Origin of the sequence: Haloplanus rubicundus (assembly GCF_003342675.1) — an archaeon.
GTDB classification, from domain to species: domain Archaea; phylum Halobacteriota; class Halobacteria; order Halobacteriales; family Haloferacaceae; genus Haloplanus; species Haloplanus rubicundus.
This window is the reverse complement of record NZ_CP031148.1, coordinates 531483-555607: the sequence shown is the minus strand read 5'-3', so window position 1 is coordinate 555607 and position 24125 is coordinate 531483. Positions and strand designations below refer to the sequence as shown.

Genomic DNA, 24125 nt, shown 5'->3' with positions numbered 1-24125 from the left:
AAGTGCATGTACGTCTACGTGTAGACGTATGGGGACGAAGAGCCTCACCATCACCGACGAGGCGTACGAGCGGCTGAAGGAACACAAGCGGGACGGCGAGAGCTTCACCGACACCATTCTCCGCCTCACGGGGAGCGAGCGCGACCTGCTGAAGGGGTTCGGATCGATGGCGGGCACACCGGGATTCCGCGAGGCTGTCGAGGGGACGCGAGCGGAGTTGGACGACGACCTTCGGAACCGAGCCGAGCGATGATCGCCCTCGACACCAGTTTCCTACTGGACTACCTCGACGGTGTCCCTGCCGCCGCGGCGTATTTGCGCGAGAACGCCGACAAACCCTTCTTCGCGCCGTCGCTGGCGCTGTTCGAGGTGTATCGGGGCGCCGCACGCACCGACGGTCGAGAGGGAATCGACCGCGCTGCCTCCGGCCTCGACTGGATCGAACCGCTCCCGTTGACGGAGCCGGCGGCCCGTGAAGCGGCGCTCGTCGAGGCCGAACTCCTCGATGCGGGCGACCGAGTCAATCTCGGTGACACGCTCATCGCGGGCGTCTGTCGTCACAACGGCGCCAGCATCGTCACGCGCGACGATCACTTCGACCGCGTCGCCGACCTCGAAACGGTCGAGTACTGAGCTACCCGAACAGCCGTTCGAGCAGCCCCCGATCCCGTTTCCGCTCGGCCAGCAGGACCGAACAGTCCACGTCGTTCACCACGTCGAGGACGAGCGCCCCCCGGACCAGCCGGGAGAGCAGGCCGCGTTCGGTCGCGCCGATGATGAGCATCGTCGCGTCTTCGGCCTCCGCCTCGATGGCGGCCTCCACGTCGCCGGAGCGGACGACGAGTTCGGCGCCTTCGAGGTCGTTTGCGGCCGCCCACTCCTCGAGGAACGCCTCGCCCTCGGCCACGTCGTCGGCGACGTGGAGGACCCGCACCTCGGCGTCGTTGGTCAGACGGAGGAGCGCGGCCACCTCCGCGGCGAGTTCGGAGTCGGGACCGCCCGCGGTGGGAACGACGATCCGCGAGGGGTCGAACCCGCGGTCGTTCAACACCAGCATGTCGCAGGGCAGGGAGCGGACGAGTTCGTCCATCGTCCCCTCGACGCGGCCGGGGGCGCCGTGGGCGCCGGGACTCCAGCCCATCACCACGAGGTCGGCGTCGTGGGTGTGTGCCGCGTCGAAGATGGCCTCGTAGGAGCGGTGCGAGAGGATGGTGTGGGTCTCCACCTCGACGCCGAACGTCTCGGCGTCCTCGCGCGCCCGGTCGAGCAGGTGTTTCGAGGTTTCGTCGATTTCGTCGGAGCGGCCCTTCGCCCGCTCCAGCGCCGTCTGGTCCGGCACCGTGATGATGTGAGTGGCGACGACCTTGCCGCCGCGTTCCTTGGCGACGGTGCTCGCGAGCTCGATCAGGTCCCGCTCGTGTTCGGGGTTGGCGAGTGGCACCATCACCCGATACTCGCCGCCGTCGGGCTGAACGCTCGTCGCGGCGTCGACGGCGGCGGCGGGCATCCGCTCCGCGCGGTCGAGGATGTACTCGGAGAGCACGCCCTGCTTGGTGGCGCGGGAGCGAGCGTAGCCGAAGTACCAGACGACCGCGCCGGCGACGAGGACGGCGCTCAGTGCGATCACCAGCGGCGCGATGAAGACGATCAGCCCCAGCGCCGTGAGCGCCCCGAGGATCGGGACGACCGGGTAGAGCGGAATCGTGTAGTCCGGATCGTAGTCCGAGGGGTCGGCTTCGCGCATCACGATCAGGGCGACGTTGAGGAGGGCGTAGATGACCAGGTGGAGGACGCTACCCATCGCGGCCAGCGTCTCGACGGTCCCCGCGGCGATGAAGAGAACGATCAGGGCGCCGGTGATGGCGATGGCGCGGTAGGGCGTGACGAACCGGGGGTGGATCTCGTTGAGCGACTCGCTGACGATGCCGTCCCGCCCCATCGCGAAGTTGATGCGCGAGGAGGCGAGGATCGAGGCGTTGGCGCTGGAGGCTGTGGCCAGCAGGCCGCCGAGCAGCATGGCGATGGCGCCGGCGGGACCGAGGAGGAGCCGCGCAACCTCGACGACGGCGATCTGTTCGGTCGGGAGCGCGTTGATGAACCCCTGTTCCACCGCGGCGGCCATCGTCACCAGCACGAGCGCGTAGATGACCGTCACGAGGAGGACGCTCCCGATGACCGCTCGCGGGAGGTTCCGACCGGGGTCTTTGATCTCCTCGGCGACGCTCGTAATCTGGACGAAGCCGAGATAGGAGACGAAGATGATGCCGGTCACGGCCATCGTGTCCGTGAACGTCGCCGCCGGCGGTAGGTTCGCCGGATCGGCTCGGAGCGCGCCGTACGCGGTGAAGACGGCGAGGATGCCCACGAGGACGATGACGATGACGTTCTGGAGGCGGCCCGTCTCCTTCGCGCCGACGTAGTTGATGGCGATGAACAGCACGGCGCCGACGAGGGCGATGATCTTCACCGGATCGAGCGCGATCGGACCGATCCCCACCGTCCCTGTGAGACCGAATATCTGCTGGATGTACTGCCCGAAACCGACCATGTAGAACGCGGAGGCGAAGGCGAGACCGAGCCAGTTGGCCCACCCCGCGACGGAGCCAAAGAGCGGCCCGAGTGCGTGGTTGACGTAGTAGTACGCGCCGCCGGATTTGGGCATCGCCGTCCCGAGTTCGCTGGCCGAGAAGGCGGTCAACAGCGCGATGGCGCCGCCGAGGACGAACGCGACCACCGCGAAGGAGCCGGCCTGACTGATCGCCGTCCGGGGCAACACGAAGATGCCCGCGCCGATCATCGTCCCGACGCCGATGGTGAGGGCGGCGAGCGGGCCGAGGTCCTTGGCGAGTTCCTCGTCGCTCACTGGTCGTCCTCCGCGCCCGCGCCGTCGTCCGTCTCGTCCGGCAACACGACCACCGGCCGGTCGCTCTCCGCGATCAGCCTGTCGCGCACGTCGCCAGTCAGGAGGTCGAGCAGCCACGACACACCGCGAGGGTGGAAGACGATGGCGCTCGCGTCGGCGTCGGCTGCCGCCGCGACGATGGCGTCGACCACGTCCGTCCCGTATCGAACCTCCGTCTCGACGTCGAGGCCGTAGTCGGCCGCGCAGTCGCGGACGGCGGCGAACGCCTCCTCGGCCGCCGCTTTCCGCTGTTCGACCGACGCCTTGTCCGGGGCACCACCCGCCTTCTCGATGACGTGGACGACCACCGGCCGGCCGCCCGCGGCGGCGATCCGTGGGAAGGCGGTCCGACAGGTTTCGACGGCGTCGTCCTCGCTCGCCACCGGCACGAGCGGCCGCGACAGGATACCGGGCGGGTCTGTCGAGTCAGTCACGGGCCAGCCTCCCGATCGTTCGACGGAGCCGCGTCCAGTGCACGTTCATTATACGGCCTGTAACGGCGGACGACCATCACCCTTCCCCCTGACGCCCACGTTACACCTGTGTTACCCATGCTCGGTAGTCGTCGTCGAGACCGAACGTGACCTGCAGGGCACGGTCCGCGAACTGCCCCAGTCGGTTCGCGTCCGACCGGGCGGTGATCCGGACGTTCGCCCCCTCCGCCTCCTCGGGCCGTTCGATCCGCTCGATGCGACACTCGGGGAAGTCGTCGAGGAGGCCCTTGAGGCGGTCGAGCTCCGCGTCGGTGCAGTCGAGGTTGAACGTCTTCTCGGCGAACTGAATCCAGGGAACCGGCGCGGGCTCCTCGTCGTCGGCGTTCACCCCCGGTGCGTCCGCGGGGTCGACCTCGATGGTGCAGAACTGACTCCCGCGATTTCGGTGGGCGAGCACCGCCTCCGCGAACAGCTTGCGGCGCTCCGCGGTGTCGGCCGCGTCGAAGCGTGTCATGTGTCGGGCTTGGCGTCCAGCGGGAAAAAGCCGCGCGGCTTCGCGACGACGCCCATCGCGGGCCCTTTAGTCCTCACGGCCCAAGCCCCGCCGCATGCCATCCACACTGTTCGTCGTCAGCGAGGAAGGATACTGGGGAGAGGAGTGTATCGAGCCGCTGACCACGCTCGATTCGGCGGGCGTCGACGTGACCGTCGCGACGCCGACGGGCGAGCCGCCGGTCGTCGACGAGCGGTCGGTCGACCCCGCCAACGTCGGCGAGGAGATGGCCGAGCGCGTCCGCGAGGTCCACGAGTCCGACGAGCGGCTGAACGATCCGACCCAGATCACGGAAGTCGACGCCGCCGACTTCGACGCCGTCGTCTTCCCCGGCGGCCACGGCACCGAGTGGGACGTGAATCAGGACCGCCACGCCCGCGACCTGCTCCGCGAGGCCGTGGAGGGATCGGGGAAAGCGCTCGTCGTCTGTCACGCCGTCGGCATCCTCGCCTTTACCCGCGATTCGGCCGGCGATTTCCTCGTCGCCGGCCGGAACGTGACCGGCTTCCCGAACGCGTGGGAGGAGGGCATCGTCGACGAGCGGGATCTGATGCCCGACGGTCGGAAACTGCCGTACTGGGTCGAAGACGAGGTGAAAGCGGCCGGCGCGAACTGGGACGCCGAACTCGACGCCGACACCTCGGTCACGGTGGACGGTGACCTCGTAACCGCCCGCGGCCCCGGCTCCTCGGCCGCGGCGGCGCGGACGCTGCTTTCCGAACTCGGTGTCGAGCACCCCGAGGCGTAGACGGTATCCGAACGCCTTTTGCCGTCGCGGCCTTCGCTCGGGTAGATGAACACGCTGCTGTGGGTGCTCGTCGGCGTCCTCGTCTACTCCCTCGTGGCGAAGGCCCTCCAGATTCGCGGCTACCTCCCCGACGCCGTGCGACTACAGGGGCCGATTGCGACGATTCACACCCGTCGTGGGCGCGCCCTCCTCACCCGTCTCGCGCGGCCCAGACGCTTCTGGCGCGCGTACAGCAACGTCGGCGTCGGCGTCGCCCTGGTCATCATGGGCGGGATGTTCCTCCTGCTACTCGTGCAGGCGCTGAGCATTCTGCAGAATCCGCCGGCGCCGTCGGCGGTCAACCAGCCACAGAACTTCCTCGTCGTCCCCGGCGTCAACGACTTCCTCCCGCTGGCCGTCGCCCCCGAAATCGTCTTCGGCCTGCTCGTCGGCCTCGTCGTCCACGAGGGCGGCCACGGCCTCCTCTGTCGCGTCGAGGACATCGACATCGAATCGATGGGCCTCGTCTTTCTGGCCTTCATCCCCATCGGAGCGTTCGTCGAACCCGACGAGGAGAGTCAGCGGAACGCCAACCGCGGCGGTCGCACCCGGATGTTCGCGGCGGGCGTGACCAACAACTTCGTGCTCACGGCCGTCGCCTTCGCGCTCCTGTTCGGGCCGGTCATCGCCGCCGTCGGCGTCGCCCCCGGCGTCGCCGTCGACGGGGCGTACGCGGGGTCGCCCGCCTCGGCCGCCGGCGTCGACCACGGCGACCGCATCACGGCCGTCGCGGGCGCCAACGTCACGACCGAACGCGACCTAGACGACGCCCTCCTCGCTACGGAGGAGCGGACCGTCGCCGTCGAAATCGACGGGGAACGGACGGTTCGAGTCGAGCGCTCGCTCACGGTGGTCGGGAGCGTCGGCGGCAACCCCGCGAACCTGACCGTCGAGGACGACCCCATCGAGGTGACGGCGGTCAACGGCACGCCGGTCCACACCCGCGGCGAGTTCCGGGACGCGGTCGCCGGCGACGAGTTCGCCCGCATCGAGACGACGGCCGGCGAGCGCACGATTCCGGTGGGGGCGTACATCACCGGAGTCGCCCCCGACGGACCGCTCGCCAACGCCAGCGCGCCGACGAACGCCACGATGATCGTCACGGGCATCGACGGCGAGCGGGTCACGTCGTCGACGGACTTGGCGCGAGTACTCGACGGCTACCGAGAGGGTGACCGCGTCCCCGTCCGCGCCTACGTCGACGGCGAGTTCGAGACGTATCAGGTGACCCTCGGCGAGAACCCGCGGGACGGCAACGGCTTCATCGGCGTCGACATCTTCCCCGGCACCAGTGGGCTCCTGATCACCGACTTCGGCGTTCGATCCTACCCCGCCGGCACCTACCTCGAACTGCTCGGCGGGTCGGGCGGCGAGGGTGGCGCGGCCTTCGGCGGCCTGACCGACTCGGCGTTCGCGCTGGTCTACGTCGCGCTCGTCCTCCCGCTCGCCTCCATCGTCCTCGGGATTCCGAACTTCCCCGGATTCACGCCCGCCGTGACGAACTTCTACGTCGTGCAGGGACCGCTCGCTCCGCTCGGCGACGGCGTCTTCATCCTCGCGAACACGCTCTTCTGGGCGGCGTGGGTCAACCTCCAGCTCGGCCTGTTCAACTGCATCCCCGGCTATCCCCTCGACGGCGGGCGCATCCTGCGGATGGGCGCCGAGGCGGTGGTGTCCCGACTTCCCGTCTCCGACTCTCCCCGCGTGGTGCGGACCATCACCACCAGCATCGGGCTGACGATGCTCGTCTCGCTCATCCTGATGATCTTCGGGCCGCAGCTCCTGTAAACCGACCTTTTACTGCGGTCGCTCGCTCCGCTCGCTCCCTGGTAAAAGCTCGATCAAAAGCCGACGGGCCTCCCTGCGGTCGGCCCTCGGCCCGCTCGCCGTCCCCACACTCATCCCTCCGCACCGTCCTCCAGCGGTTCCTCGCAGTACTCGCACGTACTGTCGACGGGCGTCCGCGCTCCACACGACGGACAGTTGACGCGCTCGGCGGTCGACTCGCCGCCGTACAGCGCCCGTACCTTGGCGAACTGGAGGGCGATGGCCGCGAGGGCGAGGAGACAGACTGCGAGGAGGAGCGCGGCTTGGGTGACGGGGGTGAGGCCGACGCTCGGCAGTGACACGAAATCACGTGGGCCGTGATACCGCATAAAACGGCCGTGTGCATCGGCGACACGCAACTCCCATACCCCACCAGTCCCAACGAAGGGCCATGCGCGAACCACCCCAGACGGACGAAGGCTGGTACGCACTGCACGACTTCCGGCGGATCGACTGGGCGGCGTGGCGTGACGCCCCCGAACGGGAGCGCGACCGGGCCGTCGAGGAGGGGGTCGAGTATCTCGACACCCACGAGGCGGTTGCCGACGTCGAGGACGGCGCCTCCGCCGTCTTCGCCATGGTCGGGCACAAGGCGGACCTGCTGATCGTCCACCTGCGACCCACCCTCGACGCACTGTCGACGGCGGAACGGCGGTTCGACCGCACGGCCCTCGGCGCCTTCACCGAGCAGTCCACCTCCTACGTCTCGGTGACGGAGGTGAGCGGCTACGTCTCCGACGCCTACTTCGCCGAGGACGAGGAGGAGGTCGACACCGGTCTCAAACGGTACATCGAGGGGAAACTCGAACCATCGATTCCCGAGGACCAGTACGTCAGCTTCTACCCGATGAGCCGGAAGCGGGGCGAGCAGGACAACTGGTACGACCTCCCCTTCGAGCGCCGCCGGGAGATGATGGAGGAACACGGCGAACACGGCCGCGAGTTCGGCGGGCGAGTGAAACAGATCGTCGCCTCCTCTGTCGGCCTCGACGACTGGGAGTGGGGCGTGACGCTCTTCTCCGAGGACCCGACGGACCTGAAAGACATCGTCTACGAGATGCGCTACGACGAGGCGAGCGCCCGCTACAGCGAGTTCGGGCCGTTCTACGTCGGCCGCCGGTTCCCGCCGAGCGACCTGCCCGCCTTCCTCGCGGGCGAGTCGGTGCCGACCGACGAGGAAGGTGAGCATCCCCACGGCGAGGGTGGTGCACAGCACGGTGGCGACGCGCACGGCGGCGACGGTGACGCACATCACGGCGGCGAGGCGCACGGCGACGACGCGGACGACGACGCGGACGCCGACGCGGACGACGACATCCGCGGCGAACTCGCCGACCTGAACATCTACGCCGGAAAACCCCACGGCGAGGACGTGTACGCGACGGTGCTCTACTCCGAGGCCGACGCGGACGACCTGTTCGACGAGGTGGACGGCCTGCGGTCGAACTTCGATCACTACGACACGCACGTCAAGACGGCGGTGTACGACGCCCTGGAGCGGGACCGGCGGGCGGTCGTGAGCATCTGGGACACCGCGAGCGCGGCGGACACCGCCGCCGGCTTCCTCGCCGAACTCCCCGGCATCGTCAGCCGAGCGGGCGAAGAGTCCGGCTTCGGCACCATGGGCATGTTCTACACGGTCAAGCCGGAACACCGCGAGGACTTCGTCGAGAAGTTCGAGACGGTCGGCGGCCTGCTGGGCGAGATGGAGGGCCACGGCGAGACGGATCTGATGATCAACCGCGAGGACGAGAACGACATGTTCATCGCCAGCCAGTGGCGCTCGAAGGAGGACGCGATGAACTTCTTCCGCTCGGACGAGTTCTCGGAGACCGTCTCGTGGGGGCGTGACGTGCTCGCCGACCGGCCGCGGCACGTCTTCCTCGCGTAACTCTCGCGCGCGGACGACGCACACCCGAACCCATTTTGGTGCCCGTTGCCTAGCGGGGCTGCATGACGAAGCGACACGTCTCGCTCCCCGCGGAGGCCGAGGACGGCGTCGGGGAGTTCATCGACTACGTCGACGAGCGACTCTCCTCCGACGAGGATACGTGTAGGGTGGTACAGGACGTGCTGGTCGACCTGTTCGGGGACCGCGAGGCGTACGAGCGCTGGCAGGACGGCGGCGACGTGTCCCCTGCCGAACGCGTTCGCCTGCAGGGGTACGACCCCTGTAACGCGACGTTAGAGAGCGAGTACTACGCCGAAAAGGACGAAGAACGGTTCGAGGAGTCGAAGTACCTCCAGTGGCTCTGGCGGCAGTTCGACGCCACGCCCATGGCCGACAACGTCGAGTTCGCGCTCCGGTTCCGGCGGATGCTCGCCGACCACCTCTTCGCCGACTGCGGCGACGGCTGTCGCTTCTTCAAGGGGATCACCTTCACCTACGGCCACAACATCGCCGTCGGCGACAACGTCGTCGTCCACGACGACGTCCACCTCGACGACCGGGGGCAGTTGACCGTCGGCGACCGCGTCTCCATCTCCGACGGCGTCCACGTCTACAGCCACGACCACGACATCGTCGACCAGACCGAGGTGCGTAACTACCACACGATCATCGAGGACGACGCCCGCGTCACGTACGATTCGATGGTCAGCGCGGGGACGCGTGTCGGCACGAACGCCGTCGTCGGCGCCCGCGCCGTCGTTCAGGGCGACGTGCCGGACCACCACATCGCGGTCGGGATGCCGGCAAAGAGCGTCCGCGTCAAGCCCGGCTGGGACGCAGTGGCCGAACCGCTCGACGCCGGCGGCGAGAACCGGAAAGAATCCCGCCGACTCGACTACGACCTCCCCGAGGACCTCGACGTCTTCGACGAGTTCGGGCGGGACCGCTCCCCCCCGAAGTAGGCTTTTCACGCTCCAGTCCTACCCCCCAGTATGGACCGACGACGCTACCTCGCGGCCCTCGGGGCCGCGGCGGCGCTCGGCGGATGTGCCGGGCGGTCGGGGGGCGGCGACGGGGACGGGACCGCCGGTGCCGGCGAGGACGGAGACGGCGCTACCAGCACCGACGCCGCCGACGGCGGCGTCGCCGTCGAGACGCTCGCCACCGGGCTGGAGGTGCCGTGGGGCGCAGCCTTTCGCGACGGGATGCTCTATCTCACCGAGCGACCGGGACGGATCGTCCGCCTCGCCGACGGATCGGTCGAGACGGTCGTCGAATCCGTCGAGGGCGTCGAGGGCGTCGGCGAGGGCGGGTTGCTCGGCCTCGCCTTCCACCCCGCCGAACCCTACGCTTACACTCACCAGACCTACGAGACGAGCGACGGCCTCGCGAACCGCCTCGTCCGCCACGACCTGACGGACGGCTGGGCGGGCGAGCCACTCCTCACCGGGATTCCGGGGGCGCACATCCACGACGGCGGGCGCTTGCTCGTCCACGACGACGCGCTCTACGTGACCTGTGGGGACGCCGCGGAGGCGGCGAACGGGCAGGGACGGGACGTTCTCGCGGGGTCGGTACTGCGACTCACGCTCGACGGCGACGTCCACCCCGACAACCCGTTCGACTCGCCGGTCTACAGCTACGGCCACCGCAACCCGCAGGGCCTCGCCGTCCGCGACGGGCGCCTCTACAGCACCGAACACGGCCCGCACGTCGCCGACGAGATCAACGTCCTGCGGGCGGGCGAGAACTACGGCTGGCCCGAGGCAAAGGGACCGAGCGACGACGACCGGTTCACCGACCCGCTCGCCCACTACTCCCCCACCATCGCCCCCGGGAGCGCGGCGTTCTACGACGGTCCCATCGAGGCGTGGCAGGGCGACTTCTTCTTCGGGACGCTCAAGGCCGAACACCTCCACCGGGTACGGTTCGACGGCGAGAGCGTCGCCGACGAGGAACGCCTCTTCGAGGGGGCGTACGGCCGCCTCCGGACGGTGTTCACCGGGCCGAATGGTCACCTCCACGCGGTGACGAGCAACCGCGACGGCCGGGGGTCGCCCGTCGGCGCGGACGACCGGGTGTTCCGGTTTACGCCGGAATGAGCCGGGCCATCGCCATCAACGTCGGCGCCAACACCACGCTCCCCGGCTTCCGCGGCCCCGTCACCCCCGACGGTCGGTTCGCGTACGTCCCCATCCCCGAACGGGAGCCGACGGCCGAGTCGGTACCCACCTACGGCGACCTCTCGGTGCCGCTCGGCGTGGACGTGAGCGACGTGGCCGACCGGCGGGTCCACCTCGACCCGGAGTTCGCCGGCGTCTACGGGTCGACGACCTACACCTACGGCGACGAACACGGCGTGAAGGCGGGGCCGCTCTCGACGCTCGACCCCGGCGACTCGCTCTTTTTCTACGCGACGCTCTCGCTACGGGGCGACCCCGCCGAGGCGCCTGCCTTCCCGCCCGAGTGGGGCGCCTACCTGATCGGAGAGTTTCGGGTCGAACGCGCCATCACGGGCGAGACGTACCGCGAACTCGACGCCAGCGAGCGGGCACGGTTCGCGAGCAACGCCCACGTCAAACGCGCGGACTTCGACGCGAAGGTGCTGGTCGCCGGGGGTGAGGGCTCGCGACTGCTGGACCGGGCGGTGCCGCTGAGCGCACCCGAAGCCGGGGCGACGGCCGGGCCCCTCGTCACCGACCTGTCGAGCGACTCGGGGAAGGGACCGTGGTGGCGGCGGGTGCTCCGGTACGACGCGGACGCGACGGCGCGGCTACGGGCCGTCGTCGACGAGGGGCAACCGGATAGTAGCGATCGAAAGTCGGTACACAGCTGATCGCAGTGCGGCGTACGGTCGGCCGTGCAAACAGTTTCAATCGCCACGATAGCGCAGGCGGTCGATCCGGTCGCCGAGCGCGACGGTCGTCGAGAGCGGGTTCGGGACGCGACGCCGGGTCGGCTCCAGCGCGTGCACCTCGGCGTAGCGGTCGAGGGCGTCCGCGAGTGTGTCGGCGCCAACCCGGTCGGCGGCCCAGTCGTCGGCCGCCCGCACGCCGCGACGGGTGAGCCAGAAGCCGACGAGCAGCGTTCCGAACGCCGCCCCGAGGAGGAGCCATCGCCGTCCCGTACCGCTCACCGCGGCGACCAGCGGGACCGCCGTGGCGACGACGGTCACCACCCGGAGGGCGTCGACGCGCGCCCGAACGGTGCCGGCCTCGGCCGCAAGCAGGGCCGTCGCCGCCTCGTCGTCGAAGCGGTCGAGGAACGTCGTCGTGACGAACAGCCGGCGGTAGCCCGGCGGACCGCGGACGTAGACGGCCGCCGTCTCCTCGTCGTCAGTGTCGAACACCAACTCGTCGCGCACGTCGAGGCCCGCCCGGTCACGTCGGCGCTCGATGCGCTCCCGGGTCGACGCGTCGGGCGTCACCGTCGAGCGAAGCGCGGCGACGAGCCACGGCGCACCGACGAAGCCGGCGACGAGGAGGGCGGCGAAGACGCCCACCAGGCCGAGCGGCGTCACCCCCGGGCCGAGGCGGAGCGGCGCGAGGACGGCGGTGACGACGGCGCTCACGCCGACGACGTAGCGCGCCATCCGAGCGAGCGCCCGGCCGGTCGACAGGTCGACGCCGCGGACGGCCCGCACGCCGCGTATCGTCGGCGCGTAGGCCGCCAGCCCGACGACGCTCGCCCCGAGGAGGGCGGCGAAGTCGGTGAGGAGGGTCGCGGCCGGCCCGCTGGTGCGCCCGAGGACCGCGGCGGCGACGGCGCCCCCGAATCCGAGGAGCGCGAGGACGGCGAACGCGAGGAGGGCGAACGGGAAGAGGACGGCCGTATAGAGGAGCCGGTACTTGCCGACGGGGTTCGACAGGCGACGGGCGACGGCGCTCCCGACGGCACCGAGGGCGAAAGCGAAGACGACGAACGCACCGAGGGCGAAAAGCGCCGGGGCGAGGTCGGGCGGGGCTGACTGGAGGGCGGCGGCGAACACGTCCGGCGGTCGGTCGCGGCGGTACTAAAATCGTGGCGTCGGACGTCCGAGTGCGCTGTCCGGGAGTCCCGTGAGCGAAGCGAACGGGACGTCGGACGGCAAACGACCGCAGGGGGTGCGCTGTCCGGGAGTCCCGTGAGCGAACGGAGTGAGCGAGGGGGACTACGGACGGCAAACGACCGCAGGGAGTGCGCCGTCCGGGAATTGAACCACGGTCGTTCCGCTCGCGTTCGCTCGCTTCACTCCCTGATTCAATTCCCGGGGCGATGATGTCTCTCACTACGTTCGAGACAATCATGCGCCGTCCGGGAATTGAACCCGGGCTAGTGGCTTGGGAAGCCACTGTCCTACCACTGGACCAACGGCGCGCGTGGCGTTCGGACAAAGGCCCATGAATCGTATAAATACATCGGATACGAGGTGCCGACGGCCGCCCGCCACCGCTATCTTCGTCGACATGGTATCGTCTCACATGAAGCTGCGGCGCTGGACGCCGCTCACCTTCCTCGTTCCCGACCGGTACGTCGACCGGGACGAGTGGTGGCGGACGTTCGACTTCGAGGGGTGGTCGCGGTCGACGTACGAGTGGACCGCGGACCCGTGGAACGGGTTCCGCGACTTCGCCCGGCACCCCCGGGACTGCGTCGAATCGGGACGCGGTGACTGCGAGGATTACGCGCTCGTCGCCCTCGCCTGGGCGGTCGCCCGGGACCGCGACGGCGTCGGCATCGCCTTCTGCTGGGAGTTTCCGTACCCCTGGCCGACACACGTCATCGCGTTCGACGACGCGTGCGTCTACTCCTCGGGCGACATCGTCGAGACGAGCGTCGACGAGTGGGTGCGCGACTCGAAATACGACGGCGCCCTCCGGCGACGACTGCGGTCGTCACCCTGATACGGATTATTGTAACTGTGTACCGGTGGGTTGCCGGACCATCTCGGCGGCCCACCGGGACGGACTGACAGTAAACCGTACGAGCCGCCGTCGCCGAAGAATTATACTGCGCCCCGTCGTAGCTCGGAGTTGACATGAGCACCAACCAGTCATACGCGCTGTACCTGACCGACGAGGTGAGCGCCGACGTCGGCGGCGACCCACTCCGCGCCGACGCCGTCGACTTCTACGACTCGGGCGTCTGGGTGACCCACGCCGACGGCCGGGACTTCTTCCCCTACGAGCGCGTCCTCCGAATCCGGGAGGGCAGCGAGGACCCGGCCGGGGCGGCGACGGAGTCCCCCGAACACGAGCGGACGGGCGAGCGACGCGACGCGGCCAGCGGGACGACGGGCACCGTCGACGAGACGACACTCGACGTGGAGTGACGAACTGTCGGTTCGCGCGGTTTAGCCCTTCCTGCGCGAACGCGCGTTCACCGTACCCCGCGAACGGGAGGGTATTTCAAACTGGCAGCCGTACACGAGGTCGATGAGCGACGAATCCGTCATTCTGGAAGAGTCGGCCCCGCTCGACCTCCGCCTCTCGGAGGCGGAACTGGCTGCGACGCGGGAGCACGTTACGGCGTTCGTCGAGTCGGTCGTCGAGGACGCCGGCGCCGACGGGGCGGTGCTCGGCCTCTCGGGCGGCATCGACAGCACGCTGACGGCCCACCTCGCGGTCGAGGCGCTGGGGACCGAGCGCGTCCACGGCCTCGTGATGCCGAGCGACGTGAACACGGCCGACAACATGAGCGACGCCGAACGCGTCGCCCGTGACCTCGGCATCGACTACGACGTGATCGACATCGGCCCCATCTTCGACGCCCTCGTCGAGGCGTTCCCAGAGGAGGACGCCGGCGAGCGGATCGACACCGACCCGCTCCGAACCGCGGCGGGGAACGTCCGGGTCCGGATTCGGGGCGTCCTCAACTACTTCGTCGCCAACGCGGAGAACCGCATCGTCCTCGGGACGGGCAACCGGAGCGAGGCGCTCACCGGCTACTTCACGAAGTACGGCGATCAGGCGGTCGACTGCAACCCCATCGGCAACCTCTACAAACAGCAGGTGCGGCAGCTGGCGGCCCACGTCGGCGTCGACGACGACCTGGTGACCAAGACGCCGTCGGCGGAGATGTGGATCGGACAGACCGACGAGGCGGAGATGGGGCTGGGTTACGACACGCTCGACGCCATCCTCGCGCTCCACGTCGACGGCCCGCTCTCGAAGTCGGCGACGGTGCGACAGCTCGACGTGACGCCCGAACAGGTCGACCGCGTCGTCGACCTGTACGAACGGAGCGCCCACAAGCGCGCGATGCCGCCAGCGCCCGATCCACTGTATCGATAACCGACGGCGCGACGTCCGATCCGCCGCGCTGGGTGCCGTTTCCAAAGGCCTTTGCCCTTCCCACCGCTACCGATGAATAATGGACAACGCCGTACGGGCTCGGCGTGCCGCCCGCGACGCGCTCGCCGACATCGAACCCGAACGGCTCCGCGAGGTGCTTCGCGACCGGCTCGCGGACGCCTCGATGACGCCCAGCGTCCTGACGTTGGTGAGCGCCACGGCGCTCGATGCCGCCGTCGACGCCGACCCGCTCGCCGAGCGCGCCGCCGGTGTCCAGCTCATCTACGAGGGGCTCCGCCTCACGCGAACCCTCGCCCACGACGAACCCTGGGCCGAGGGCGAAGGCGAGGCCGCCCGAGGGGCCGACCTAGACATCCTCGCCGCCGACGTGCTCGTCTCCCGTGGCTTCTACCTCCTCGCGCGCACGGAGACGGCCGACCGCGCCGTCGAGGTGGTCCGGGCGTTCGGCCGGAATCAGACCCGGCGCCGCGAGGCCGACGCCGACCGGACAGCGCTCGACCGCGCCCTCGAAGCGGACGTGTTCGCCCTCGCCGTCGCCGCCGGTACCACCGCCGTCGACGTCGACCCGGGCGAGGATCTCCTCGACTACGCGGCCGACCTCGCCCGCGAGTTCGAGGGCGACCTCCCGCCACCCGACACCGCGCTTCCCGAAACGGCGGCCGACCGCATCCTCGCGCTCGCCGGCGGCGACGCGCCCTCCGCCGCCGACCCGTAAATCGAAACGCCTAAAGACGATTCCGGCCAAGCGGTGTACGCGTGCCTGGGTAGCTTAGCGGTAAAGCGCGTCCTTGGTAAGGACGAGACCCCGGGTTCAAATCCCGGCCTAGGCTTGCGCCTGCGGCGCAGACTGTCCTCGTTTCTACTGCTCGTCGTCAAGTAACTCTTTCACGCTCTCGACCGGCGCGTAGTATCCTCGATGTTTTCGCCATCCATCGAGCCAGTCGTCAGCCGTTTCGCTAGCAATCGTCCCGCGTTCGACACCCAGCACGAGCAGTCCGACCGAACCCGTGACGGGGACCTCCCTACTCTCGGCGACTCGACGGGCCGCCAGGTCATCCGTCGCTACCGTTCCGCCGTGTTCGAGCGCACCCAGTATCGACTCCGCTTCACCCGCGTCGAGTCGGTCGCGGATGTCCGAATGGTCGGCTTCGGACGGTACCTCTCGAACAGGTAGCGACTCGGCGAGCGCATCGACTACCGCATCGAGATACTCGTATCCGGCACGCTCCCCGCGTTCGATCTCCTCGCGAACGGCAGGCACGACGACCGGCGAGTCGAGCACCGTCGTGAGCAATCCGATTCCGTCCGTGCTGGCGAAGTTGCTGACGACGGTCGTGTCGAGAAACACCGGTTGCGGATGCCGTTCCGCCATTTACTCGCCGAGGTCCTGGGCGGTGTCGAGTTCCGCTTCCAGCTGGTCGTCCGTTCGCGGCCCGTACAGTGCCTCGAAACCGGCATCCCGAAGCACTTCCTCGAACTCCCAGCGGGACATCCCTGCCGCCTCGGCGGCCTTCCCGAGGGAGATCTCACCGAGGACGTACTGGCCGACGGCGGTCGCCAACTCGTCGGTGGGTTCGGAACTGGTGGACGACGCCATTACATCCCTATCTCCGGCCTCCCTACGTAAGAATGTACCCGCCCGGGCGTTGAACCGGGAATCGGCGTGAACAGCTCCCTTCTCAGTCGGTACAGCCCGCTAAACCACGACGTGTGACCGCCAGAGGCGGCGACGAGAGCCCCGGTGTTCCAAATCCCGCCTAGGCTTTCTGTGAACTCAACCACCGAGTAGCGATGGGTGCCGGGTGAACGAAAGACCCGTGGAGTCGAACCAGACGAAGGGGCTTGGTCGCGGGCACGCTCAGAGAACGTCGTCTTCGACCGTCTCCGGGACGACCTTCGCGTCAGCGAGCGGTCGAATGTTGATCTCGACGCCGTGTTTTCGGTTCGGTTGGTAGCCGGCGGTCGTGATCTCCGAGAGCGCTCGGTCCGCCCACTCGGCGGAGATGTCGCTCGCGACGGCGTCGCACGCCGCGGCGATGCCATCCGCGAGGTCCTCGTACTCGTCGAGTCCAGTCGCCAACTCGGAGAGTAAGCGTTCACGTTCCGAAACACCGCCGTCGCCGAGCCGATCCCGCCCGGTGTCCTCGAACGTTCCGAAGTAGTACGTCGTGAACAGAATCCCGTTGCTCGCGTAGTGTGTCGAACCGACGAGGTCGTCGTAGTACTCGAAGAGGTCGTAGCGGTGTGCCTCGACCGGCACGGACCCGTCGGCCGCGTAGGCCTCGAAGGCAGATTGGAGATCGTCGAGCGCGTCGAGCCACTCCTCTCGGTTCTCCTGCACCGTCTCGTAGAAGGACGGGCTGAACAGGGCGTCCATCTCGACGTCGTCGCGGTCGGCCAGTTCTTCCAGCGTCTCCAGACGTGCCGCCGTGTCCTCTCTGAACTCGGCCACCGACTGCACGGCGTCCGCCGCGATCCGCCGCTTCTCCTCGGGCCACTCGCGCGGCGACGGGCGAGCTAGCTCGGCCAGTCGCTCCTCGAAGACGGCAATCTGTTCGAGCCCGCTCTCACAGCGGGTGTACTCGTCTGCCGCGGCTTTCTCGCACGCCGAGAGCGAGTCGTCGCCACGCCGCCGGTTCGCGGCGCGCCGTCGCTCCCGAAGGAGCGCCTTGCGCGGTTCGAGGTATCGGTTCTGCAGGCGGTCGAAGACGCCCGAATCTAGCTGGTGGTAGTCGACGAGACAGGCGAATCCCTCACCCTCCGGGTCGGAGACGAGTCGCTCGGTCGTGAGTCGCCACAGGATCGGCGTGCGGTCGAACGTGGAGACGTGGGCGTCGAAGAGATCGTCTTCGAGCCACGCGCGGAGGTTCGGATACGCCGCTTCGTCCGCGGTTCGGCTGCCGAGGACTCGGTCGACCTCCGCGAGGCGAGTGGGGGCGTGGGGCCCCCAGATGCGCTCGAACTCGCGTTCGAGCCGAGCGAGGAGGTCCGGCTCCCCACCGACGTCCGAAATCGGGACGATGCCGTCGTCGGCCTCGTGGACGATTCGGTGCGTGAGATGGAGCAGGAGATGGGTGACCATCTCCGGAAGGTCCCCTCCGGGGTCGGTGATGGATTCCGGATCGGCCGTGTCCCGTTCACAAGGGGTCTCGTTCGTTCGAAGCGCGACTTCCGTGCGTATCTCGTCGACTGCCGCGTCACCGAGATCCAGCGCTCGCCGGATCGTTCGCTCGATGTCGTCGAACGAGGCCTCCATTCGGCCCCGGAGTCGGGCTTCGCGTCGTCTGTGTGCGGCCCCCAACTCCCTGATCGGCGTCTCGACCGAGACGCGTTCGACCCGGTCCGGGACGGCTATCTCTCGCGTGAGTCGACGATGGGGATGGGTCGTGTAGACGTCCGGGACCCAGCCGTCCCCGAGTCCGTCGAGAAGCGGGGGACCCTCGTAGTGCGGTGACGCCGGATCGTACTGCCGCGTCGCGAGCATCGCGCCCGCGATGTGTTCGACGGAGTCCACGATGCCGTCGGCCTCCGCGAGGCTACTGGGCCACGGGAGCTTCGAGACGTTCCCCACCTCCCAATGTCGCTCCGGCGTCTGGCAGAGCATGAGATACGTCACCAGATGACTGTTCGCGTACGCGAGCGCCTTCCAGGTCTCCCGGTTCGGGACGAACACGTTCCCCGCGTGGCCGAAAATCGAGGACGGATGCAGATAGCCGAACCGGCGCCCGCTCGATTTCATGTACGTGTAGGTGAGAGCTTCGCCGAAGTAGTACTGCGTATTCTGGGGTCTGGACCCACAGTATCGTTTGATTTCGGTGCCGTCATCACCCCACAGAACGCTCAGGTCGATCGACGGCAGCGTCCACGCGTCTTCACCACCCTTTGCGAACGGTCGCCACGAGTCGTCGTGAGTCTCCCAGAAGTGTCGGGTGAACCGCGCGTCGTCCGCCGTGGCGAGGCCCTGTTTGACGACCCCGAGACTGTCCCGGTCGACGTTCCCGTTTTCCGCGTCGAACACCGTCTCGGCCTCGTACAGTGACCGGAGTTCGGTGGAGGCCCAGTAGGAGAGCGGGCTGCCGGGGATGCGCTCGAACTCGCGTAGCTTGCGTCGGTACTGCCGCTGGATCTCCCCCGTCGTACTGGTGAACGCGGATCGAAGGAAGGCGTCCTGTTTCTCCCCGGGATCCGGATCGTGAAGGCGGTAAAACAATCCTTCCACATCCTCGGCGACGTTACGCCCCGTTCTGATGACGGTCCCGGCGGTTCGAACGGTCGCCTTGTCGAGGACACCGATCCCGTACTCCGCGAGGAAGTCGAACGCGCCGAGTTGGCCGATGAAGTCCTCGCGGAACTCCCGAAAACTGCGCTTGTACATGAACGACCGCTGTACGATCATCCCGAGACGACCGTTCCGCTTCGAGAGCCGATCACAGGCTTCGACGAAATTGACGTAGTATTCCGGACCGTATCTGTAGTGCTCCTCGACGTAGTCGGTGACGTCGCTCGGCATCCGGCCCCGCGCCCCGTAGGGCGGATTCATCAACGCGACGTCGTAGTCCTGCGTCAACACCACCAGCAGATGCAGGAAGCTCCGGAGGTGCTGCTCGTCGAAGGAATCGGCCGTCCGCTCGTCGACGGCGTCCCGGAGCTGTCGCAGGACCCCGTTCAACGGCTTCTGCGCGTCGCCGCCCCACTCCACGGCGTCCGTCCCCTGTGCGACGAACGCCTCCGAGAGGGTCCCCTGTACGTCCAGCAGACTCCCGAGCGCCGGCGTCGTCCGGAACGCCTCGACGATCTCGTCGAGTGCCTCGCGCACCGCCGTTCCGTCGCCCGCGATCCGGTCGAGGACGTCGATGGCCGCCTCGACGTCGGCGACCCGAGCGTCGGCACAGACGATGCCGACGTTCGGCATCTCGAACGCCCCGCCCTCTTTCTCGGCCCGGGTTCGCGCCTTCAGATAGAGGTTGAACGCCGAGAGCTTGCAGGACCGCAGGTCGATGTCGACCCCGTAGAGGTTGTGTTCGAGGATCTTCGCCGGAATCTCGCGTCGGTCGAGGTCGGTTTCGGCCCACCAGATCCGCTCCAGAATGTCGAAGGCGTAGAGCAGGAAATGCCCGCTCCCACAGGCGGGGTCGAGGACGCGAAGCTCGGAGGGGTGGTCGAACGACGGGGCGTCCCCGCCGTCCCCGTCGGGGATGAGATAAGTGCAGAGTTCGGCGACGGTCGGTGCGTCGTCGGGCGTGACGAGGCGTTCCTTTCGTGCCTCGGGCGAGAGGGCGTCGGGCTCCGGAACGGCGTCTTCCCGCCCGGTCGCCTCGAGATAGAGCTTCCCGAGGCTGTTGTCGGCGAGCATCCGAACGACCCAGTGAGGCGTGTAGAACTGGTTTGCCGGGCCGACATCGTCCGGTTCGAGGGTGTTCCTCGCGTCGATTGCTTCGACGACGGGACGGTTGTAATACTCGTAGACCCACCCGAGTACGTCGTCCGCGCGCCAGACTGCGTCCGGAACCTCGTCGAGCAGCCCACACAGTTCCTCGAACGTGTCGGCGTCGGGATCGACCAGGCTGTACGCCGACTCGCGGTCGAAGAGAATCCCGATCTCGTCGGCCAGATCGTCACAGGCGTCGTGGTACGCTTCGAGAGTCGCCTCGTCTGCCGGCAGGAACGCCTCGTGGACGAGCCGTTCGGCGGCGGGCGTCAGCCCGTTCGCTTTGAACACGGTCACCGCCTCGTCGACGAACTCGCGAACGTCCAGACAGCGCAACGCGGCCAGCCGGTTGACGACGGTGTACCCGACCCCCGTGACGTACTGCTCGAACGCCTCGGTCCACGTGTCGCCGTCGGCCCGCTCTAGCTCGATGGCCTCGACGAGCGGCGCCAGATCCGCGTCCAGCGATGCCGAATTCACCGGCTCGTCGTCCAGACCCTGCCGCGTCAGTTGATATCGGACGTTGTCCTCGGCCCGTTCGCGGAGCTTCTCGACGACTGCGTCGAGATGTTCACGTTCGGCCTTGTCCAGTTGTGCCGTCCGTCGGGAGCGTGAATCGCCTGCCATGGACCGTGATCCAGTATGCAAACATCGACCGACAGGAGCGTCTTTAATCTTGGCGAACGGCCGGCCTAGCTCTTGATCGGGACGGCTCGGTCGATGTCTTCGGTGAGCGTCGAGATGCCGGGATTCGACCGCGTCGACACCCCAGCCCGGTACCCGGCCCCGAGAGCGTGTCGCCGGACCGCCGGCTAACGCGTCGCCGAAGACGGCGCCGTGGGGGAACGGCGCCGAGCACCGAGGTGCCAGTGGGGTGTGCCGGGCGCGCGGGTGGGGAGGATGGGAACTGAAGCCGGTGGTGCGCGCCCAGGCGTATCCTGACCATGCCCGATTATAAAGGTGCGTCAGACAGGGGTATGCCGTCACGCGATATGCCTCGGGCAAGGCTCTTTGCTCGGCCCCGCGGACACCCCTCGTGACCTGGGCCGACCTCTTCGCGCGCGCCGAGCGCTACGACCGAACCGAGGCGGACGTGATCGACGCGCTCCGCCGGCACCGTGACGATGCCGACGACTGAGCCCTCGCCCGCACGGGTCACCGCCGACGCCGACGTCCTCGCCGCGGACCTCCTCGTCGGCGGCCCCGCCCGGACGGCGCTGGATCACGTCCGCGAACACTCGTGGGTGACCCTCGTCGCCAGCGACCCCCTCCTCGACGACGCCGCGGCCGTGATCCGGTCGCTCGGCGACGCCGACCTGGCGCGGGACTGGCGCGCCCGGGTCGTCGAGGAGTGTGAACTCGTCACCCACCCCGACGACGACCACCCGGCGCTCGCCGCCGCCTACCGCGGCGGCGCGATGCATCTCCTGACGCTCGACGACGCGCTCCTGTCGGCGTCGGCGGGCGCCGCGCTCCGGGGACGCGTCGAGACCAGCGCCCGGCATCCCCGGGCGTTCGCGTCGCTGTTCGACGCCGAGAGCCTCTATCGCGAGGTGGTGGACGGGGACTATCCGGGGCCGGACCGGGACCCGCGAAGCTAGCGCTGGGCGTACCACTCCGCGAACTTCCCGAGCGCCCGGCCGCGATGGGAGACGGCGTTTTTCTTCGCCGGCCCCATCTCCGCGAACGTCGTCCCCTCGTGTTCGAACACGGGATCGTAGCCGAACCCGGCGTCACCGCGCGGTTCGACGAGGCGCCCCCTGACGACGCCCTCGAAGAGTTTGACGGGGAGGTCGGCGTCCGAGTCCTCCTCGTCGACGGCCGCCGCCGCGCTCCGGTCGCCGCGGTCGATGGGGTCGGGACTGGCGTCGAACGGATCGCCGTCGCAGTACGCGAGAACGCACTGGAAGGCAGCGCGTGCCGGTTCGGGGTCGGCGACGTCGCGGGCGAGCGCACTCACCCGCTCGATGCCCAGTGTCTCCTCGGCGTACGCGGTGTACGGGCCGGGGAAGCCGTCGAGGCCGTCGACGAACAGGCCGGCGTCGTCGACGAGGACGGGTTCGCCGGCGTGGCGGTAGGCCTCGCGGGCGCCGCGGGCGGCGATGGGTTCGAGCGTCGGCGCCTGAATCTCGGTGTAGTCGAAATCGAGTTGCGAGACCGAGCCGTCGGAGAGGTACTCTTCGGCTTCGCGCACCTTCCCGGCGTTCGTCGTGACGTACCGGAGCATGGCGGGCGTGGGGTCGGTCGGGGCAAAGAGGCGTCGGTCCGGTCGTGACTCCGCGGACACTCCCACGGGCGTCCGGGCGGTCCCGACGCTCGAACGCGAGTATATGCGTCGGCAAACAGCAACTTTATCACCGGCAGGGAGCGAAATTCCTCCAAGATTACTCTCAATGGCGACGGAAACACACCAGCAACCGGAGGTGAACATCGGCCTCGTCGGCCACGTCGATCACGGCAAGACGACGCTGGTCCAAGCCCTCAGTGGGTCCTGGACCGACCAGCACTCCGAGGAGATGAAGCGCGGCATCTCAATCCGACTCGGGTACGCGGACGCGACGTTCCGGAAGTGCCCCGGCGTGGAGGAACCGGAGGCGTTCACCGTCGACGAGACCTGTCCGGACGGTTCGGAGAGCGACGTGCTCCGGACGGTCTCCTTCGTCGACGCACCGGGTCACGAGACACTGATGGCGACGATGCTCTCGGGCGCGGCGCTCATGGACGGGGCGGTGCTGGTCGTGAGCGCGACCGAGGACGTCCCGCAGGCCCAGACGGAAGAGCACCTGATGGCGCTCGACATCATCGGCGTCGAGAACATCGTCATCGCCCAGAACAAGATCGACCTCGTCGACCGCGATCAGGCGGTCCACAACTACGGGCAGATCGAGGAGTTCGTCGAGGGCACCGTCGCCGAGGACGCACCGATCGTCCCGATCAGCGCCCAGCAGGAGGTGAACATGGACCTCCTCATCGGCGCCATCGAGGAAGAGATTCCGACGCCCGACCGCGACGAGAGCAACGCCGCGCGCATGTTCGCCGCCCGGAGTTTCGACATCAATCGCCCGGGGACGACGTGGGAGGACCTCAACGGCGGCGTCGTCGGCGGGAGCCTCGTCGACGGGACCCTCGAGGTCGGCGACGAACTCGAACTGCGGCCCGGCCGCGAAGTCGAGGAGGAGGGCCAGACCGAGTGGCGCCCGATCACGACCGAGGTGCGGTCGCTGCAGGCCGGCGGCCGGTCGGTCGAAGTGGCCCGACCCGGCGGACTGCTCGGCGTCGGCACGGGGCTCGATCCCTCGCTGACGAAGGGTGACGCGCTCGCGGGGCAGGTCGCCGGCGACCCCGGCACCCTCCCGCCGACCTACGAGTCCTTCGAGATGGACGTCGAACTCCTCGACCGCGTCGTCGGCGAGGAGGGCGAGGAGATCGAGGAGATTTCGACGGGCGAGCCGCTGATGCTCACCGTCGGCACCGCGACGACGGTCGGCGCGGTGACGAGCGCTCGCTCCGGCGAGTGTGAGGTGTCGCTCAAACGTCCCGTCTGCGCGGAGACGGGGGATCAGATCGCCATCAACCGCCGTGTCGGCGCGCGCTGGCGACTCATCGGTATCGGCACCCTCAAGTGACAGGACCACCCGTCGCCATGGACACCAGCGCGCTCATGATGCCGGTCGAATGCGACGTGCGCGTGTTCGACGAGCTCGACCGCCTGCTCGGTGACGTCGAGTTCGTGACGCCCGCCGCGGTGATCGCGGAACTCGACCGGCTGGCGACGGGAGCGGGCGAGGAGGCCACCGCCGCGAGCGTGGGCCGGGACCTCGCCGACCGATGTCGTGTGGTGGAGACCGACACGTCGTACGCCGACGACGCGCTCGTCGAACTCGCCGACCGGGGCGAGTGTGCGTACGTCGTGACGAACGACCGCCCCCTGCGTGACCGCCTGCTCGAACGCGGCGTTCGGGTAATCGGTTTAAGGGGTCGGAACACACTGACCATAACACAACCTTAAC

At 68.6% G+C, this 24125-nt stretch carries 24 protein-coding genes and 2 tRNA genes; 16 read left to right on the top strand and 10 right to left on the bottom strand.

Annotated features, from left to right (window positions below; translation table 11 throughout):
• The first annotated feature begins 28 nt into the window (after nt 1–28).
• Both DU484_RS03625 and DU484_RS03620 read left to right on the top strand, forming a co-directional pair.
• Entirely contained in the window at nt 29–253 is a 225-nt protein-coding gene (locus DU484_RS03625; protein WP_114584833.1) for an antitoxin VapB family protein, read from the top strand.
• Nucleotides 250–633 carry a type II toxin-antitoxin system VapC family toxin gene (locus DU484_RS03620; RefSeq protein ID WP_114584832.1) on the top strand — a complete coding sequence of 128 codons (384 nt, stop codon included), beginning with the start codon at nt 250–252 and terminating at the stop codon, nt 631–633. The genes DU484_RS03625 and DU484_RS03620 overlap by 4 nt, the downstream gene beginning before the upstream one ends.
• 1 nt (nt 634) lies before the next feature.
• Here DU484_RS03620 and DU484_RS03615 read toward each other — a convergent pair whose 3' ends face one another.
• From DU484_RS03615 to DU484_RS03605, 3 genes are all read right to left on the bottom strand, one after another.
• Nucleotides 635–2863, bottom strand: coding sequence for an amino acid permease (locus tag DU484_RS03615; protein ID WP_114605136.1), 2229 nt, complete (start codon nt 2861–2863; stop codon nt 635–637).
• Complete coding sequence (locus DU484_RS03610) at nt 2860–3336, bottom strand: universal stress protein (RefSeq protein ID WP_114605135.1); 477 nt, start codon at nt 3334–3336, stop codon at nt 2860–2862. The genes DU484_RS03615 and DU484_RS03610 overlap by 4 nt, the downstream gene beginning before the upstream one ends.
• A 100-nt stretch (nt 3337–3436) precedes the next feature.
• Nucleotides 3437–3850 (bottom strand): hypothetical protein, encoded by a 414-nt coding sequence (locus DU484_RS03605; RefSeq protein ID WP_114605134.1) that lies wholly within the window; start codon nt 3848–3850, stop codon nt 3437–3439.
• Between the two features lie 94 nt (nt 3851–3944).
• Here DU484_RS03605 and DU484_RS03600 point away from each other — a divergent pair, with 94 nt between their 5' ends.
• Together DU484_RS03600 and DU484_RS03595 are read left to right on the top strand one after the other, a co-directional pair.
• The gene (locus DU484_RS03600) at nt 3945–4637 is read left to right on the top strand and encodes a type 1 glutamine amidotransferase domain-containing protein (RefSeq protein WP_114605133.1); all 693 of its coding nucleotides are present in this window, start codon (nt 3945–3947) and stop codon (nt 4635–4637) included.
• Nucleotides 4638–4682: 45 nt separating this feature from the next.
• A complete protein-coding gene (locus DU484_RS03595; protein ID WP_114605132.1) occupies nt 4683–6464 on the top strand; it encodes a site-2 protease family protein in 1782 nt (593 codons plus the stop codon).
• A 110-nt stretch (nt 6465–6574) separates the two neighbouring features.
• On the opposite strand, the gene DU484_RS03590 is transcribed toward DU484_RS03595, so the two are convergent.
• Nucleotides 6575–6805, bottom strand: a complete 231-nt coding sequence (locus DU484_RS03590) for a hypothetical protein (RefSeq protein ID WP_114584826.1) — start codon at nt 6803–6805, stop codon at nt 6575–6577.
• Between the two features lie 89 nt (nt 6806–6894).
• Here DU484_RS03590 and DU484_RS03585 point away from each other — a divergent pair, with 89 nt between their 5' ends.
• From DU484_RS03585 to DU484_RS03570, 4 genes are all read left to right on the top strand, one after another.
• Nucleotides 6895–8394: a heme-binding protein gene (locus tag DU484_RS03585; RefSeq protein ID WP_114605131.1), complete on the top strand. Its 1500-nt coding sequence runs from the start codon at nt 6895–6897 to the stop codon at nt 8392–8394.
• Nucleotides 8395–8456: 62 nt separating this feature from the next.
• Entirely contained in the window at nt 8457–9356 is a 900-nt protein-coding gene (locus tag DU484_RS03580; RefSeq protein ID WP_114605130.1) for an acyltransferase, read from the top strand.
• Nucleotides 9357–9386: 30 nt separating this feature from the next.
• Nucleotides 9387–10496 (top strand): PQQ-dependent sugar dehydrogenase, encoded by a 1110-nt coding sequence (locus DU484_RS03575; RefSeq protein ID WP_114605129.1) that lies wholly within the window; start codon nt 9387–9389, stop codon nt 10494–10496.
• The gene (locus tag DU484_RS03570) at nt 10493–11230 is read left to right on the top strand and encodes an Nmad3 family putative nucleotide modification protein (RefSeq protein ID WP_114605128.1); all 738 of its coding nucleotides are present in this window, start codon (nt 10493–10495) and stop codon (nt 11228–11230) included. The genes DU484_RS03575 and DU484_RS03570 overlap by 4 nt, the downstream gene beginning before the upstream one ends.
• Before the next feature lie 36 nt (nt 11231–11266).
• Here the strand turns inward: DU484_RS03570 and DU484_RS03565 are convergent, their stop codons facing one another.
• Complete coding sequence (locus DU484_RS03565; protein WP_114605127.1) at nt 11267–12382, bottom strand: peptidase; 1116 nt, start codon at nt 12380–12382, stop codon at nt 11267–11269.
• A 297-nt stretch (nt 12383–12679) separates the two neighbouring features.
• A tRNA-Gly gene (locus DU484_RS03560) sits at nt 12680–12750 on the bottom strand.
• Nucleotides 12751–12854: 104 nt separating this feature from the next.
• Here DU484_RS03560 and DU484_RS03555 point away from each other — a divergent pair.
• The 5 genes from DU484_RS03555 (at nt 12855) to DU484_RS03535 (ending at nt 15517) form a co-directional block, all read left to right on the top strand.
• On the top strand, nt 12855–13277 hold the full coding sequence (locus DU484_RS03555) for a hypothetical protein (RefSeq protein ID WP_114584820.1): 423 nt from the start codon (nt 12855–12857) through the stop codon (nt 13275–13277).
• A gap of 134 nt (nt 13278–13411) precedes the next feature.
• A complete protein-coding gene (locus DU484_RS03550) occupies nt 13412–13705 on the top strand; it encodes a hypothetical protein (RefSeq protein WP_114584819.1) in 294 nt (97 codons plus the stop codon).
• A gap of 103 nt (nt 13706–13808) precedes the next feature.
• Nucleotides 13809–14666: an NAD+ synthase gene (locus DU484_RS03545; protein WP_114605126.1), complete on the top strand. Its 858-nt coding sequence runs from the start codon at nt 13809–13811 to the stop codon at nt 14664–14666.
• A gap of 79 nt (nt 14667–14745) precedes the next feature.
• Complete coding sequence (locus tag DU484_RS03540; RefSeq protein WP_114605125.1) at nt 14746–15402, top strand: DUF7114 family protein; 657 nt, start codon at nt 14746–14748, stop codon at nt 15400–15402.
• Nucleotides 15403–15445: 43 nt separating this feature from the next.
• Nucleotides 15446–15517, top strand: a tRNA-Thr gene (locus DU484_RS03535).
• A gap of 29 nt (nt 15518–15546) precedes the next feature.
• On the opposite strand, the gene DU484_RS03530 is transcribed toward DU484_RS03535, so the two are convergent.
• The 3 genes from DU484_RS03530 to pglX form a co-directional block, all read right to left on the bottom strand.
• Nucleotides 15547–16059: a hypothetical protein gene (locus tag DU484_RS03530; RefSeq protein ID WP_114584811.1), complete on the bottom strand. Its 513-nt coding sequence runs from the start codon at nt 16057–16059 to the stop codon at nt 15547–15549.
• Nucleotides 16060–16284: a UPF0175 family protein gene (locus DU484_RS03525; protein ID WP_114584810.1), complete on the bottom strand. Its 225-nt coding sequence runs from the start codon at nt 16282–16284 to the stop codon at nt 16060–16062.
• A 261-nt stretch (nt 16285–16545) separates the two neighbouring features.
• Entirely contained in the window at nt 16546–20742 is a 4197-nt protein-coding gene (gene pglX / locus DU484_RS03520) for a BREX-5 system adenine-specific DNA-methyltransferase PglX (RefSeq protein WP_114605124.1), read from the bottom strand.
• Nucleotides 20743–21239: 497 nt separating this feature from the next.
• Between pglX and DU484_RS03515 the strand changes: the two genes are divergently transcribed.
• Complete coding sequence (locus DU484_RS03515; RefSeq protein ID WP_114584807.1) at nt 21240–21716, top strand: DUF7384 family protein; 477 nt, start codon at nt 21240–21242, stop codon at nt 21714–21716.
• Here DU484_RS03515 and DU484_RS03510 read toward each other — a convergent pair.
• Complete coding sequence (locus tag DU484_RS03510) at nt 21713–22342, bottom strand: non-canonical purine NTP pyrophosphatase (RefSeq protein ID WP_114584806.1); 630 nt, start codon at nt 22340–22342, stop codon at nt 21713–21715. The two genes, DU484_RS03515 and DU484_RS03510, sit on opposite strands and share 4 nt — an antisense overlap.
• Nucleotides 22343–22508: 166 nt before the next feature.
• Between DU484_RS03510 and DU484_RS03505 the strand changes: the two genes are divergently transcribed.
• The gene (locus DU484_RS03505) at nt 22509–23741 is read left to right on the top strand and encodes a translation initiation factor IF-2 subunit gamma (protein WP_114584805.1); all 1233 of its coding nucleotides are present in this window, start codon (nt 22509–22511) and stop codon (nt 23739–23741) included.
• Between the two features lie 17 nt (nt 23742–23758).
• On the top strand, nt 23759–24124 hold the full coding sequence (locus DU484_RS03500; protein WP_114584804.1) for a PIN domain-containing protein: 366 nt from the start codon (nt 23759–23761) through the stop codon (nt 24122–24124).
• Nucleotide 24125: the final 1 nt, after the last annotated feature.

Excerpts from the sequence above, each read along its gene's own strand:
- DU484_RS03505 (WP_114584805.1), top strand. The coding sequence starts at position 22,509 with ATGGCGACGGAAACACACCAGCAACCGGAGGTGAACATCGGCCTCGTC.
- DU484_RS03580 (WP_114605130.1), top strand. The coding sequence starts at position 8,457 with ATGACGAAGCGACACGTCTCGCTCCCCGCGGAGGCCGAGGACGGCGTC.
- DU484_RS03550 (WP_114584819.1), top strand. The coding sequence starts at position 13,412 with ATGAGCACCAACCAGTCATACGCGCTGTACCTGACCGACGAGGTGAGC.
- pglX (WP_114605124.1), bottom strand. The coding sequence starts at position 20,742 with ATGGCAGGCGATTCACGCTCCCGACGGACGGCACAACTGGACAAGGCC.
- DU484_RS03515 (WP_114584807.1), top strand. The coding sequence starts at position 21,240 with ATGCCGACGACTGAGCCCTCGCCCGCACGGGTCACCGCCGACGCCGAC.
- DU484_RS03625 (WP_114584833.1), top strand. The coding sequence starts at position 29 with ATGGGGACGAAGAGCCTCACCATCACCGACGAGGCGTACGAGCGGCTG.
- DU484_RS03600 (WP_114605133.1), top strand. The coding sequence starts at position 3,945 with ATGCCATCCACACTGTTCGTCGTCAGCGAGGAAGGATACTGGGGAGAG.
- DU484_RS03605 (WP_114605134.1), bottom strand. The coding sequence starts at position 3,850 with ATGACACGCTTCGACGCGGCCGACACCGCGGAGCGCCGCAAGCTGTTC.
- DU484_RS03575 (WP_114605129.1), top strand. The coding sequence starts at position 9,387 with ATGGACCGACGACGCTACCTCGCGGCCCTCGGGGCCGCGGCGGCGCTC.
- DU484_RS03545 (WP_114605126.1), top strand. The coding sequence starts at position 13,809 with ATGAGCGACGAATCCGTCATTCTGGAAGAGTCGGCCCCGCTCGACCTC.
- DU484_RS03500 (WP_114584804.1), top strand. The coding sequence starts at position 23,759 with ATGGACACCAGCGCGCTCATGATGCCGGTCGAATGCGACGTGCGCGTG.
- DU484_RS03540 (WP_114605125.1), top strand. The coding sequence starts at position 14,746 with ATGGACAACGCCGTACGGGCTCGGCGTGCCGCCCGCGACGCGCTCGCC.
- DU484_RS03510 (WP_114584806.1), bottom strand. The coding sequence starts at position 22,342 with ATGCTCCGGTACGTCACGACGAACGCCGGGAAGGTGCGCGAAGCCGAA.
- DU484_RS03620 (WP_114584832.1), top strand. The coding sequence starts at position 250 with ATGATCGCCCTCGACACCAGTTTCCTACTGGACTACCTCGACGGTGTC.
- DU484_RS03595 (WP_114605132.1), top strand. The coding sequence starts at position 4,683 with ATGAACACGCTGCTGTGGGTGCTCGTCGGCGTCCTCGTCTACTCCCTC.
- DU484_RS03530 (WP_114584811.1), bottom strand. The coding sequence starts at position 16,059 with ATGGCGGAACGGCATCCGCAACCGGTGTTTCTCGACACGACCGTCGTC.
- DU484_RS03555 (WP_114584820.1), top strand. The coding sequence starts at position 12,855 with ATGAAGCTGCGGCGCTGGACGCCGCTCACCTTCCTCGTTCCCGACCGG.
- DU484_RS03570 (WP_114605128.1), top strand. The coding sequence starts at position 10,493 with ATGAGCCGGGCCATCGCCATCAACGTCGGCGCCAACACCACGCTCCCC.
- DU484_RS03585 (WP_114605131.1), top strand. The coding sequence starts at position 6,895 with ATGCGCGAACCACCCCAGACGGACGAAGGCTGGTACGCACTGCACGAC.
- DU484_RS03525 (WP_114584810.1), bottom strand. The coding sequence starts at position 16,284 with ATGGCGTCGTCCACCAGTTCCGAACCCACCGACGAGTTGGCGACCGCC.